Source organism: uncultured Flavobacterium sp. (assembly GCF_951805225.1).
Lineage (GTDB): Bacteria > Bacteroidota > Bacteroidia > Flavobacteriales > Flavobacteriaceae > Flavobacterium.
In genome coordinates, this window is record NZ_OX638201.1 from 1629117 (window position 1) to 1642628 (window position 13512).

Annotated in this window: 11 protein-coding genes; 7 read left to right on the forward strand and 4 right to left on the reverse strand. The window is 31.5% G+C overall.

Annotation, left to right across the window (positions count from 1 at the left end; genetic code table 11):
* Positions 1–150: 150 nt before the first annotated feature.
* From WN975_RS06975 to WN975_RS06985, 3 genes are all read right to left on the reverse strand, one after another.
* The gene (locus WN975_RS06975; RefSeq protein ID WP_337965870.1) at positions 151–1758 is read right to left on the reverse strand and encodes a RagB/SusD family nutrient uptake outer membrane protein; all 1608 of its coding nucleotides are present in this window, start codon (positions 1756–1758) and stop codon (positions 151–153) included.
* 11 nt (positions 1759–1769) lie between these two features.
* Positions 1770–4757, reverse strand: a complete 2988-nt coding sequence (locus WN975_RS06980; RefSeq protein ID WP_337965871.1) for a TonB-dependent receptor — start codon at positions 4755–4757, stop codon at positions 1770–1772.
* Between the two features lie 325 nt (positions 4758–5082).
* A complete protein-coding gene (locus tag WN975_RS06985) occupies positions 5083–5793 on the reverse strand; it encodes a hypothetical protein (RefSeq protein WP_337965872.1) in 711 nt (236 codons plus the stop codon).
* Positions 5794–6023: 230 nt separating this feature from the next.
* Here WN975_RS06985 and WN975_RS06990 point away from each other — a divergent pair, with 230 nt between their 5' ends.
* The 3 genes from WN975_RS06990 (at position 6024) to ilvN (ending at position 8116) form a co-directional block, all read left to right on the forward strand.
* A complete protein-coding gene (locus WN975_RS06990; protein WP_337965873.1) occupies positions 6024–6440 on the forward strand; it encodes a hypothetical protein in 417 nt (138 codons plus the stop codon).
* 101 nt (positions 6441–6541) lie between these two features.
* Positions 6542–7216, forward strand: a complete 675-nt coding sequence (locus WN975_RS06995; RefSeq protein WP_337965874.1) for a hypothetical protein — start codon at positions 6542–6544, stop codon at positions 7214–7216.
* A 399-nt stretch (positions 7217–7615) separates the two neighbouring features.
* Entirely contained in the window at positions 7616–8116 is a 501-nt protein-coding gene (gene ilvN / locus WN975_RS07000) for an acetolactate synthase small subunit (RefSeq protein ID WP_337965875.1), read from the forward strand.
* Between the two features lie 119 nt (positions 8117–8235).
* Here ilvN and msrA read toward each other — a convergent pair whose 3' ends face one another.
* Positions 8236–8730: a peptide-methionine (S)-S-oxide reductase MsrA gene (gene msrA, locus WN975_RS07005; RefSeq protein WP_337965876.1), complete on the reverse strand. Its 495-nt coding sequence runs from the start codon at positions 8728–8730 to the stop codon at positions 8236–8238.
* Positions 8731–9021: 291 nt separating this feature from the next.
* Here msrA and WN975_RS07010 point away from each other — a divergent pair, with 291 nt between their 5' ends.
* The 4 genes from WN975_RS07010 (at position 9022) to WN975_RS07025 (ending at position 13508) form a co-directional block, all read left to right on the forward strand.
* Positions 9022–11013: an ATP-binding protein gene (locus WN975_RS07010; protein ID WP_337965877.1), complete on the forward strand. Its 1992-nt coding sequence runs from the start codon at positions 9022–9024 to the stop codon at positions 11011–11013.
* A 515-nt stretch (positions 11014–11528) separates the two neighbouring features.
* Positions 11529–12347: an alpha/beta hydrolase gene (locus tag WN975_RS07015; RefSeq protein ID WP_337965878.1), complete on the forward strand. Its 819-nt coding sequence runs from the start codon at positions 11529–11531 to the stop codon at positions 12345–12347.
* Between the two features lie 68 nt (positions 12348–12415).
* Positions 12416–12739, forward strand: coding sequence for a phosphoribosylpyrophosphate synthetase (locus WN975_RS07020; RefSeq protein ID WP_337965879.1), 324 nt, complete (start codon positions 12416–12418; stop codon positions 12737–12739).
* A 136-nt stretch (positions 12740–12875) separates the two neighbouring features.
* Positions 12876–13508 carry a hydrolase gene (locus WN975_RS07025; protein ID WP_337965880.1) on the forward strand — a complete coding sequence of 211 codons (633 nt, stop codon included), beginning with the start codon at positions 12876–12878 and terminating at the stop codon, positions 13506–13508.
* The last annotated feature ends 4 nt before the right edge of the window (positions 13509–13512 follow it).

A 13512-nucleotide genomic window follows, 5' to 3' on the forward strand; every position in this document is an offset into this window, starting at 1 on the left:
AACGATCAGAAAAAAACAGGCTTTTATAATTTTTGATTTGTATTTCATAATTGTTTGATTTAAAAATGAAAAGCCATTCCTAAACAAGGAACAGCTTTTCACACACTTATAATTACAAGCAACCAACTTGTAAAATCTTTATATTATTTTCTAGTATCCAGGATTTTGTTTCAAGTTGCTATTCTTTACCATTTCTGACTGTGGAATTGGAAAAATAGCTCTAAAATCTCCACTTGGATCTGCTTTTTTAGAGAACCATGATTTTTTTGAATATACTCCAAATCGGATTAAATCTTGTCTTCTGTGTGCTTCTCCAACAAATTCCCAAGCTAATTCGTCAAGGAAACCACCGTATTGAATATCTGCTCCTCCTTCGTAATCTGTAATTACTCCAGCCTGATAAGTTCCGTATTTATAAACACTTCCTCCCATAAGTTTTGCGCCTGTTACTGTTGCTTTTGCAGGATTGGTATTTTTAAAATCTCTTTGTCGTAATTCTGTAACAATTGCTGCAGCTCCGCCAGCGTCTCCTTTTCTTAATAGACATTCTGCTTTGATCATCATAGCATCTGCTAATCTGTAAAAAGGAACATCATTACTTGCTTGTCCTACAAGACCGGGACCAATTTCATATTTAACCATTCTATAACCTTCATTTGGCTCACAACCATCAACGCTAGTCATATAATTGATATATTCAAATTGTGTTACTTTATCGTCCAACATTATTGGTTCTCCTTTACTTGTAAACTGCTTTCCTCCTAACCAACAATCTTTTAACCTTTGATCATCCGGATCATAAGTATCTATAAATTGAGGGATTCCGCCGGTTCCATTCCAAGGTCCTCCAGCTAAATCAAAAGTTGCCTGACTTGCAGCTGCCAATGTTCTGTACGGCCAGCTTGTTCCCGGAGCTTTTATCTGATCATAAGGAATCGATAATATTTGCTCTGTAGAAAATTCATTTTTTATGATGAAATTGTCTCTGTAATTTGAGTTCAGTTTAAACCCTCCGTTATTGATTACATCATTAACCTGAGCCAAAGCTTCGTCCCATTTTGGTGTTCCTAAATAAACTCCGGCATTCAGATACAATTTTGCCAAAGTCATTTTTACAGCCCACTGATTAATTTTACCATAAGTCGAAGAATTATTCTTGTCGCTTAAGTAAGGTAAAGCTGTTTTTAATTCTTTTTCTACAAAATCATAAACTTCTTTTCCGGTATTTTGAACTGGCAAATATCCAGGAGGATTGATATATGAAGTTACAATAGGAACATTTCTAAAATTATCTAATAGCAAATAATAATAAATTGCTCTTAATGCTTTTAATTCCTGAATAACATTTTCTTTGTTTTCAACTCCTTCTAATTGCTCAACTTGGTATATGGCGCGATTGACTTTATTTACTCCTGTATACATATAATACCAGTTACCTTCTGCCATAGGGAGCGCTGTACCCCAACTATGTTTATGCATTGTGATGTAATAATCTCCCCAACCAATACCGTTTCTTTGCGGCGTTACCATTAAATCTGACGAATCTTCATACAGGTTAAAAATAGCATCCCAATCTGAATAAATTTGTCTAAAAGAGTTGTAAGCCGGAGCAATAATACTCGCTAAATCATCTGCAGTTAATTTAGTATTCTCGGCACTTACCTGATCATAAACGGTCTCATCAAGATTTGTACATCCTGTTCCTAAAAGGAATAAGCCCGAAATAAGAATTTTATATACTATATTTTTATTTTTCATTTTGATTTAATTTAAAAAGTTACATTTAAACCTAGTGTAATACCTCTTGTGCTTGGATATTTATCTCTTCCATCCATTCCTTGTGACAAAGGATCTGCTCTTTTTATCTCAGGATCCAATCCTTTGTATTTTGTAATTGTAGCTAAATTATTTCCAGATACATACAATCTCATTGCATTGATAATTTTCAATGGTTTTACATCAAAATTATACGAGAAGGTTACGTTGTCTACTTTTACATAATCTCCTTGTTCGATATAATAACTTACATAAGTTTGATTGTAGTTTAGTACTGACTTATCATACACTTTATCATATGCACTGTCTAACATATTGTAAGCAATTGTTGGATTTTCATAAAACATACGTTGTGTATTTAAGATTTGAAAATCAAAAGCTCCTATTAATACAACACTTAAATCAAATTTTTTGTATGAAAAAGTATTCGTCCATCCAGCATAATATTGCGGAATACCGTTTCCTAAATATTGCTTATTCGCATCATTATACATTTCTGTAGTAAGTGTTTTTCTTGTTCCGTCCGGCAATTCAACAATCCATTTTCCATCAGTCGTAATATCTACAGATTTTAATCCCCAGAAATTACCTATTGATTGTCCTACTTCTAATCTATGTGTTTCAAACGAAATTGGATCTCCTGTATTTCCGGTATTCAAAAAGTCTCCTTCAATTTTATATAAATCATTAGAAAGACTCGTCAGCTTATTTTTATTGTGCGAAAAAGTCATTGAAGAGTTCCAAAGGAATTTATCTGTCTTAACAGGAATTGTGTTAAGAAGAATTTCAAATCCTTTATTTTCCATTTTTCCAACATTTGCCGTAATTTGAGGGAACAAATAAGGAGGAGTTGGTACAGCATAATCCCATAACATATCGCTTGTTTTTTTATTATAGAAATCAATGCTTCCGCTAATTCTATTATTGAAAAATCCAAAATCAAGACCAATATTTACCTCTGCTGTTTTCTCCCAACGCAAATCAGGATTTGGATTACTCACCGGTTCTAAACCTTTAACCCATTTTCCGTTACTAAAGAAATATCCATCATATTTGTATAATGTCATTGACATATAAGGATCATTAGGTATTACTCCTGTTTCTCCATAACCTGCTCTTAATTTTAAAGTATTTACAGCCGTAGCGTCTTTAAGAAAAGATTCTTTGTTAATACTCCATCCTGCAGAAACTGCTGGGAAATTACCCCATTTGTGATTGTTTCCAAACTTAGAAGAACCTTCTCGTCTGATACTAAATAACAAATCGTATTTACTGTTAAAGTTGTAGTTTAACCTACCAAAGAATCCAATTAATTTACTGTCATTTTTATAACTATCCATAGATGCAGTACCATCTGACAAACCATTTCCTGCTTCTAAATTATTATACGAAAATGCATCCGTTGGAAAATCAGAATTACGGGCAGAAAATCCTTCATTAATAGTATATTGATAACTATAACCTCCTAATACTGTAAAGTCGTGGTTTCCTAAAGTCTTGTGGTATTTTGATGTTATCTCAACATAATCATTATCTGTAGCTCCAGTATCTCTTGAAGCAACACCATTTCTACCATTTATTGTATTTGAATAATGTTTTTTAGTTTCAGCATAACCATTCAAAGCTGTATTTTTATTTTTTGAAAGCTGTGCACCTACATCCCATCCCGGTAATAAATCCAAAGTTAAATTAGCGGTAAATCTTTGCCATGTACTGTTTCTGTCTTGTGTCGTTTCATTCAAAATTGCAACTGGATTGTAATATTGAAGCTTGTTTCTATCTTCATTATAAGTACCATTTGGGTTATATACAGGAGCCGTAGGATTTCTAATCATTGCTTGTCTGTAAGCATATGCAGCAATATCTTCGCTAATACCCATATCGCGTGTTCCGTTTAATAAGCTTAAATTAATTTTTAACTTATCATTGAACATGCTATGATTTACATCAAATGAAAATCTGTATTCTTTATTATAAGTATTATTAAAAACCCCAGTTTGATTGACATAATTAAGGTTTACGATATAGTTTGTTTTAGCAGTTCCGCCTTTTAAAGCTAAATTATGATTTTGAGATAATCCTGTTCTTGAGATTTCATCTAACCAATTTGTGCTTGCGCCGCCATCAGTAAAAGGCAATGTAACACCTTGAGAACGTAAAGCTCTTTGTTGACTGGCATCTATAAACTTAGCCTTTTTAGCAAAATCAGATGTTGTAGTAAATGTTGAGTACGTAATTGTTGGCGGTATATCGCTATTTACTGTTTTAGTTGTAATAAGAATTACTCCATTTGCCCCTCTTGTTCCGTAAATTGCTGCCGCCGATGCATCTTTCAAAACATCTATCGAAGCAATTTCATTTGGAGCAACCGTATCAATACTTCCCGGAACACCATTAATTAAGACCAAAGGACCATTATTACCTTTTAAACTTGAAAATCCACGTAATGTAATATTTGGCGATGAACCCGGATCTCCAGAACCGTTACTAATAGTTAGACCCGCAACTTTACCTTTTATAAGATCAGAAGCGTCATTGATTGCTCCTCTTGTAAAATCTTTTTCTTTTACACTGGCTATCGCACTTGTAATTCTTGATTTTTTCTGAGTTCCGTATCCAACAACAACTACTTCATTTAATTCTTGTTTACTTTCCTGAAGAACAATATTTACTACATTCTTATTTGAAACAGAAATTTCCTGAGTTATAAAACCTAAATAAGTAAAAACTAATTTTGAATCTTTATTTTTAAGTGTAATCTGAAAATTTCCATCGAAATCACTTACAGCGCCATTAGAGGTATTTTTCTCTAAAACTGATACTCCCGGAATAGGAATCTTATTTGCATCTGTTATTTTTCCGCTAATTTTCTGTTGTGAAAATGAGCTAAAAACAACAAACAAAAACAAAATCGTATAGAACAACTTTTCTCTTTGAGAAGATGTTCCTGTACTTTTTAAAACATGCGTGGCTGGTTTCATAATTTAACAATTTGGTTAGTGTATTTTTAACACTTGTAAAATTATGTTAAACCTGAGTTAAGAAAAATGCCGATATTACCACATGATAGTATTATATTATCCCTTTTTTGATTAAGTATTTGTTTATTTAAAAATATACCACTATTTTAACAATATTTTATGTATATTTTTCAAGTATCAATAATTATAAACCAAAAACAGAAGTTATAATGTTATCCATAATTGAGTGTTGATTTACATTTTGTATCGGGAAGTTGCAGAACAAAAAAACGAGTTGAAATATTGTTCCTTAATATTTCAACTCGTTTTTTATATCTGAATATCTTTATTTTAAATCTCCAAATTCGAGATATAATTGTCTTAATAAAACTATTGGGTATTTTACTTTATTGATCGATATTTCAATTTCGTTTCCATTTACTCCAAGAACTGAATTTTCGATTAAATCTGTATTAATGACAACATTGTTCTTTTCTTTAAGTATAGTTTCAATTGGAGCTTTCACTTCTATAATCTGATCAAAATCTGGTTTATTGGTCAGCAAATGAGCCATAAACTGCTCTTTTTCATTTCCAAATAATATGAAACTGCTTAAAGCAGAACGTCTCTCATCACTTTTAAATTTGTTGTAAAACAAAACTTCTTTGATTGCAACTTTAATCTTTGAAGCAATTTTTTTTCCGCCTCTTTCAAAATGACCTCGATACAAATCAACCATAAACGAATTTCCTTTTGCAATCATTTGAGGCAAAACAAAAGTTTCTGGCTCAATTGTATAAGTTGCATATTCAGGATTGTTTTTCTGATCTTCGATAAATAAACTTTTCGCTGTCTCAGCTAATTCAAGTTCCAAAATTATCTGATAATTGTGCGGACTATGAAACATCGGGAGATGATAAGCATAGATTTTATTTTTTCCAAAAATCAACATTCCATGAGTAGAAGCTTTATCCGAAGTTTCCATAACATGTTTTTCCTGTGAATTTGACACAATTGGAAACAGAAGAAATACGAAAAGAAGCTTAAAGAATTTCATTGGTTTTGATTTTTTATACGAAGGTAATAAATCTCCTTAAATAGTATTAATCGAAATATTCCTCTCTAACCGAATCTTATATTCTAAGAAAAAAGTTTTAAAGTCAAACATCTTATGATTTTTCCATTTTTAAATTATATTTGTTTAAGATGGCTCAAAGTCATAGAAATTTTTAAGAATTGAATCGTACTCCGTAGATGAATGATCTACCTTAATATTAAAATAAAAACATGTTATATAAATCAAACCGATATTTTAGAATTTGGATTTATATCGTTAGTCATAGCTCTTTACTTTTAAGAAGTGAAATGTTATATTCTGATGATAAAGATTATTCACCAGAATACTCCTTTAATATTGATATTGAAATATGGGATGTACAATATATAGGAATTCCTACCTCTATAGATAATCTAGAAATTAAAGAAATAGCAATAGAATTATTACCATTAGATATAGACAAAGATTTATGCAAATTCGGCAGAAAAGCATTTGAAATCAGCTCTAATAATAAAAAATACTACATTATAGCAGGAGGCTTAATAATTGCAACCAATCATTGGGAAAAAGAGGATCGAATATTCAATTATAATCTTAATTTAAAACATGATAAAATAATATTCTCAACAAACCCACACCTGGATTAAAGTAAATTGAGCTTGACATTTATTAGACATTTTAATTTCCTAGTTCACATCAAATTATACTTTCTCGTATATTTATTAAAACCCCATTAAAATAATACAAAATGAAAAATAGAATATTAATTATTTTTTTAATATGTTTAATATCATGCAATAAGACGGTTAATACAGATATCGAGATTAATGCTGTTCAACAAGTTTTAAACTTTTATAATGGAGTCTGCATAAAATATAAAGGCTTTGAAGTAAAAAACGAAATCAAAAAACAATATTTTGAATTAGAAATTAGCAAAAGTGATTTACTTGAGAATAGTATTCACAATATTGAATCACATTCAGCAAATATTGCTTATCTATTTTACTCTAACCTAAAAAATGAAAAATTAAATTATGACGAAATAAGAGTAAAAATAAATTTAAAAGAATCTACTCAGGAATTCAAATATTCCGCCAAAGAATTAGAAGAAGTTGAAAAATTACAATCAGATATTAATAAAATTAACAATTATATAATTTCCAAAGATTATAATAGTTTACAACAGAAATTTAGCACATCAATTAATATTAAAACAGAAAATATTAAACAACTATTTACTTTAATTGAAAATAAATATGGTGTTGTAAAAAAAATTCAGTTTCAAGGTTTTAGATTTGCTCACACAGACTATGGTGACGTAATAATTTTTAACGAAGCATTGTGCTTGGAAAAAATTAATGCTGAAATTAATCTAATTATTAAAAGAGATAACAAGCAAATAATTTCGATTGAGATACCATAGAATATCGGGCCTGTAAAAAGAGCTAATCAAAAAAAACTTTCTTTAGCATTATAAAAATCAATACATTTGTCGCACATTAGAAATACAAAATGAAAAACTTAATTAACATCACTATTATTAGCAGCATTATTATCATTCGATAATGATCAGGGATGTTATATAAATAAGTACACAGATACAATTTAAAACCTCCCTTTTCGGGAGGTTTTTTTATTTAAAATACACATGAAAAATTCAGTACAAATTATCATTATCGCAATTATCATTATTCGTCTTTTATGACGAGGCAGGATTCTATTGTATAATAAAAACCTTTCTCAGTCATAAATGAGAAAGGTTTTTTTATTTCCGGAAAACACTAACTACTAATAATTCAAACAATTTAGACACACATTTCAAATGAAACAAGAATATACTTTAACAGCCTACACCGAAGATCAAATGGGATTACTCAATAAAATAACCATTATGCTTACGCGAAAAAAAATCAGTATAGAAAGCCTCAATATCTCTACTTGCGAAATTGACAAAATGTACAGATGTACGCTCGTTATAAATGAAACTTTTGAAATCGCCAGAAATATTGCGCTTCAAATCGAAAAAATCATCGAAGTTTTTAAATGTTATTACAGCACAAATGAAGAAATTGTCTGGAAACAAATGGGATTATTTAAAGTAAAGACTTCTAGTTTTATCAATGAAGAAAACATAAATCAATTACTTAGAAAATACAACGCAAAATTTATACTAATCGAAAAAGATTTCACTGTTTTTGAAGCAACAGGACAAGAAGATGAAATCAATAATTTGGCTTCCGAATTAAAAAACTTCGGATTAATCGAATTTATAAAAACTCCCAGAATTGCTCTCGCACTAACCAGCGAAGCTTTCGAGCTATAACCTATATATAGTATTAAAATAAATAAAGCCTATAATCTCCCCTTTTTTAGCAGAGATTATAGGCAATAGTTATCAAATCGCACAGATTTTTAATTGTGCTTTTTTATGAAATAATTCGATTATAAAAACGAAGTTCCGAATCGCTCAAAATGGCAAGTATAACCATTTGGATTTTTCACAAGATAATCCTGATGATATTCTTCGGCAGTCCAGAATTTTGAATAAGGTTCCAGCGTCGTAACAACTTTGCCCGGCCATTTACCCGAATCATCAACAATTTTAATTACTTCATCAGCATCTTGTTTTTCCTCCTCATTCTGAATAAATATCGCAGATCTGTAACTTGAACCTCTGTCATTACCTTGTCTGTCTACAGTTGTTGGATCATGCATTCTGAAAAAATAATCTAATAATTCTTTAAACGAAGTTTCGTTAGTGTCGTATGTAATTTCTATTCCTTCGGCATGTCCCGGATGATTTGGATAGGTTGGATTTTCGTTGTCTCCGCCAATATAACCTACTTCAGTATCTTTTACTCCAGGTCGTACGCGAAATAAGTCTTCCATTCCCCAAAAACAACCTCCGGCTATGTACGCTTTTTTTAAATTTTCCATGGTATTTTATTTTTAAAATCATCAAGATGAGACGTTAATACCTATTTTAAATATCTACTCTCATCCTATCTTATTTGAGCAGTTAAATTAATACTATATTTTTAGAACATTCGCATTTCTTAATAAAATTAAAGAGAACTTTCACAAACATTTTTGTAGAAGTATATTCTTATTTTATTCTTCAAATAGTATAATTTCCCCTCTAAAATAACGAAATAATCAGTTCTGAGCCATATTTAACATATGTTTATATCACATTCTCTATACTTTTGTACTTTCCTTATTGACTGAATGAATAATCTACTACAACCTTTACCTAACAACGAGACAGAGCGACTTGCGGCATTAAAGCGTTACAATATTCTCGATACTTTGCCTGAATATGCTTTTGATGATGCAACAGCACTTGTTGCTTATATCTGCGGTGTGCCCATTGCACATATTTCTTTTATAGACGAAAACAGACAATGGTTTAAATCTGAAATTGGAATTGGAGTAACAGAAGTTCCTCGTGATATTAGTTTTTGCAGATATACAATCATGCAATCCGAATTGGTTGAAATATCCGATACTTTTTTAAGCGAAAGATTTAAAGACGATCCAAATGTTCTTGATGGTTTTAAAGTGAGATTCTATGCCGGAATTCCGCTTACAACGCCAGATGGTTATAATATTGGAACTATTTGTGCAATCGACCATGTTTCAAAAGAGTTGAATGAAAATCAACGAAATGCACTTTCGATTGTTGCAAAGCACATTATCAATCAATTAGAATTAAGAACAAAAAATATTGACCTTGCAGCTCAGAAAAAAATTGCCGAACGCGCAGTTTTGGCAAAAGATAATTTTCTGGCTAATATGAGTCACGAAATCAGAACGCCATTAAATGCTATTATTGGTTTTACAGATCTTTTGGCACAAACTTTTCTGGATACAATTCAGCGTGATTATGTTAATAGCGTACAAATTGCCCAAGAGAATTTACTTTTAATTGTAAATGATATTCTGGATCTTTCTAAAATTGAATCCGGAAACCTGACTATTGATGCGGAACCATTTCATTTAAAAAATACGCTGAAACACGTTTATGATTTACTAAAAGTAAAAGTTTCTGCAAATGTCGAATTCAATCTTTTTCTCGATGCCGATATGCCAGAAATGGTAATTGGCGATCAGGGAAGATTGAATCAAATTCTGGTTAACCTTGCGGGAAATGCACTAAAATTTACAGAAGAAGGTGAAGTTACCATTTCTGTCAAAAAAATTAGTGAAACTAATGATCAATATTCGCTTAGATTCTCTGTAAAAGACACCGGAATTGGTATTAATGAAGCTAAACTTAAAAGTATTTTCGAAAGATTTACGCAAGCCGAAGAAAGTACAACACGAAAATTTGGCGGTACAGGACTTGGTCTTAATATTGTAAAACAACTTATTGAATTGCAGAATTCTGAGATTCATGTAAAAAGTAAACCCGGATTTGGTTCCGAATTTTTCTTTACTCTTACTTATAAAAAAGCAAATCATATTGAAACCACAGTTGAAACTACAACTGCTTATAATCCCGGAAATCTTAAAATACTTCTTTGCGAAGACAACGCTTTGAACCAAAAACTGGTAAAAAGTGTTATTCATAATTTTGGTTTTAAATTGGATATTGTTGGAAATGGTGAAGAAGGAATCGCTCTTTTATCCAAAAATAAATATGATTTAGTGTTGATGGATCTTCAGATGCCAGTAAAAGATGGTTATCAAACGACAGAATACATCAGAAACGAAATGAACTTAACAGTTCCTATTATTGCAATGACCGCGCATTCTCTTGTGGGCGAACAGGAACTTTGTTATAAAATTGGAATGAATGCTTACGTTCCTAAACCTTTCAAACAAGAACAACTTTTAGAAGCTATAAAAACAGTTATAACTAAAGATGTTGATCCGATACAAAAGAGAATAATCGATTTTTCTTTTATTGATGAGGTTTCAAGCGGTGAAGCAGATTTTAGAAAAGATATGATTGATCTTTTTCTGGAAAAAATTCCTAACGAAGTTATAGAATTAGGTAAAGCAATTCGCAATAACGATTATAATACAGCAATGAGAATTTGCCACAATATGAAATCCAGTCTGGATATTTTCATGCTAAAAGATCTTAGTAATTATTTATCTACTATTGAAAAAGAAGCCAAACACGAGCATTTTAATTCTAAAACAATAGAAAAAATAAAAGCCTTAGATTATGAAATTGCCGAAGTCTTCAAGATTTTAAAGGAACTTCGATAGAAAAGCATTAAAATTCTACACAAAATACCTTCCAAAAAAATACTAACCTCTATGAGATTAGTATTTTTTTTGTTTTACTACCATTCAAAATAAGATTTCAGGTTATAAATACAGTCTTATTTTCTAATTCAGCTCAAACTTAAAGAGCTGAAAAACTAATCCATTTTATATAATTTATATAAAATCATAATCTCCGATTAATAATTTTACGAAATACCGTAAAATAAAAATCACTCCAAAAATCACAATTCCTTTAAAAACAACCGCTTAACTTCAACGGCACATTGTTTGAAAATTACTCTGCGTAAAATAAATAATATTTAAAAATGCAGAACGTGAACATGTCAATTTCGGGATTATTTTTTTTCTTAATCTAGGTTAACTGACAAACTTTCGAAACTGCTGTAAGTTTGTCAAAGAAATCAAACAACATCAATAAAATCAAAATAACAATTAATTATAATTCAAATTTTAACAATTATATGAACAATTTAATAATCTAAAACTATAACAAGATGAGCACATTTAAAACACAAGACGGAACAGAAATTTTTTACAAAGATTGGGGAACAGGAACACCAGTAGTTTTTCACCACGGATGGCCTTTATCAAGCGATGATTGGGATGCTCAAATGATGTTTTTCCTAAAACAAGGATACAGAGTTATTGCACATGATCGCCGCGGACACGGTCGTTCTGGTCAAAGTTCAGAAGGAAACAACATGGAAACTTACGCATCAGATATCGCAGAATTAACTGCATTTCTTGATTTAAAAGATGCAATTCACGTTGGTCATTCAACCGGAGGTGGTGAAGTAATACGTTACGCAGCAAAATACGGAAAATTACGTGTTGCAAAAGCAGTAATTATTAGCGCTGTAACACCAATTATGATTCAGAACGAAACAAATCCTGAAGGAGTTCCATTATCAGTTTTTGACGAAATCAGACAAGGAACAGCTTTTAACAGAGCACAATATTTTTATGATTTCCCAATTCCATTTTACGGATGGAACCGCGAAGGAAAAGCAGTTCAGGAAGGAATTAGACACAATTGGTGGCGTCAGGGAATGATGGGTTCAGTTTTGGCACATCATGATGGAATCAAAGCTTTCTCTGAATCAGATTTTACAGAAGATCTTAAAAGTTTAGATATTCCGGTTTTGGTTTTACACGGAGAAGATGATCAAATCGTTCCTTACGGTCAGGCACCAAGAGCAGCAGCACTTTTGAAAAACGGAAAATTAATTTCTTATCCTGGTTTTCCTCACGGTATGCCAACTACAGAAGCAGAAACAATTAACAACGATATTTTGGCTTTCATTAAAGCGTAAGTATTTATCACAAATCAAAACTGCCTTTATTGGTTCGCTTTTACAGGCAGTTTTTAAACTTTCAAACCATGAGTTCTATTCAACAACCGTCTTTTGATACTGTTACAGAAGCTTTACAATGGCTGAATCAGCAAGGTTTTACCGAAAACTTTAACCTTGACGAAAACTGTATTCGTTACAACAATAACAAACAAACGATGTCACCGGAAGAATTCAAAATCGAATATTTATTCCGTTTTGAAGGAGATACAGATCCCGGAGATGAAGATATTGTTTACGGAATTATATCTGAAATCTACAACATAAAAGGTGTTTTGACCAGCGCTTTTGGAATCTATGCCGACGCCGTTTCTGCTGAAATGATCCGTAAACTTTCAACACATTCTTTATAAATTTCAATAAAGCGATAATAAATCTACGAAATATCGTAACCAAAAAATATCGTTTTATCTCATACATCCCAATATAATAGCCAATTACAGATTTGGCATCTTGTTAGCTTAACTAATAATATTAAATATCAAACTTATGAAACCATCAGTAAACTTATTATCACCAGACAATCACGCATTAGTATTAATTGATTTCGAAGGACAAATGGCATTTGCTACAAGCAGTATTCCGTTAAGCGAATTGCGTAATAATGTTGCTATTGTTTGCGGCGCATCAAAAATCTTCAATGTTCCAACAATTGTAACTACTGTTTTTGAAGAAAGTTTTGCAGGACCAGTTTTTCCGGAAATTGAAGAATATTATCCAATCGCAACTTCGGGATATATCGATCGTACAACAATGAATACATGGGAAGACGAAAATGCTTATAAAGCCATTACAGGAACTAAAAAACAAAAACTGGTTCTTGCTGGATTATGGACAGGAGTTTGCATTGTGGGTCCGGCTTTATCTGCCATTGAAGAAGGTTATGAAGTTTATGTAATCACAGATGCCTGCGGAGATGTAAGCACCGAAGCTCACGAACGCGCGATACAAAGAATGATACAAGTTGGCGCGCAACCTATAACTTCTATCCAATATATATTAGAACTTCAAAGAGACTGGGCGCGTCAGGAAACGTATGTTCCGGTAACGAATTTGATGAAAAAACACGGCGGTTCTTACGGTTTAGGAATTCATTATGCACACAACATGTTGAAACACTAATTCA

Bases quoted from the DNA above. Each gene is read 5' to 3' on its own strand.
- msrA (WP_337965876.1), bottom strand. From the start codon at position 8,730: ATGGAAAATTTAAAAAAAGCGTACATAGCCGGAGGTTGTTTTTGGGGA.
- WN975_RS07025 (WP_337965880.1), top strand. From the start codon at position 12,876: ATGAAACCATCAGTAAACTTATTATCACCAGACAATCACGCATTAGTA.
- WN975_RS06985 (WP_337965872.1), bottom strand. From the start codon at position 5,793: ATGAAATTCTTTAAGCTTCTTTTCGTATTTCTTCTGTTTCCAATTGTG.
- WN975_RS06990 (WP_337965873.1), top strand. From the start codon at position 6,024: ATGTTATATAAATCAAACCGATATTTTAGAATTTGGATTTATATCGTT.
- WN975_RS07020 (WP_337965879.1), top strand. From the start codon at position 12,416: ATGAGTTCTATTCAACAACCGTCTTTTGATACTGTTACAGAAGCTTTA.
- WN975_RS07010 (WP_337965877.1), top strand. From the start codon at position 9,022: ATGAATAATCTACTACAACCTTTACCTAACAACGAGACAGAGCGACTT.
- WN975_RS07015 (WP_337965878.1), top strand. From the start codon at position 11,529: ATGAGCACATTTAAAACACAAGACGGAACAGAAATTTTTTACAAAGAT.
- ilvN (WP_337965875.1), top strand. From the start codon at position 7,616: ATGAAACAAGAATATACTTTAACAGCCTACACCGAAGATCAAATGGGA.
- WN975_RS06995 (WP_337965874.1), top strand. From the start codon at position 6,542: ATGAAAAATAGAATATTAATTATTTTTTTAATATGTTTAATATCATGC.
- WN975_RS06980 (WP_337965871.1), bottom strand. From the start codon at position 4,757: ATGAAACCAGCCACGCATGTTTTAAAAAGTACAGGAACATCTTCTCAA.
- WN975_RS06975 (WP_337965870.1), bottom strand. From the start codon at position 1,758: ATGAAAAATAAAAATATAGTATATAAAATTCTTATTTCGGGCTTATTC.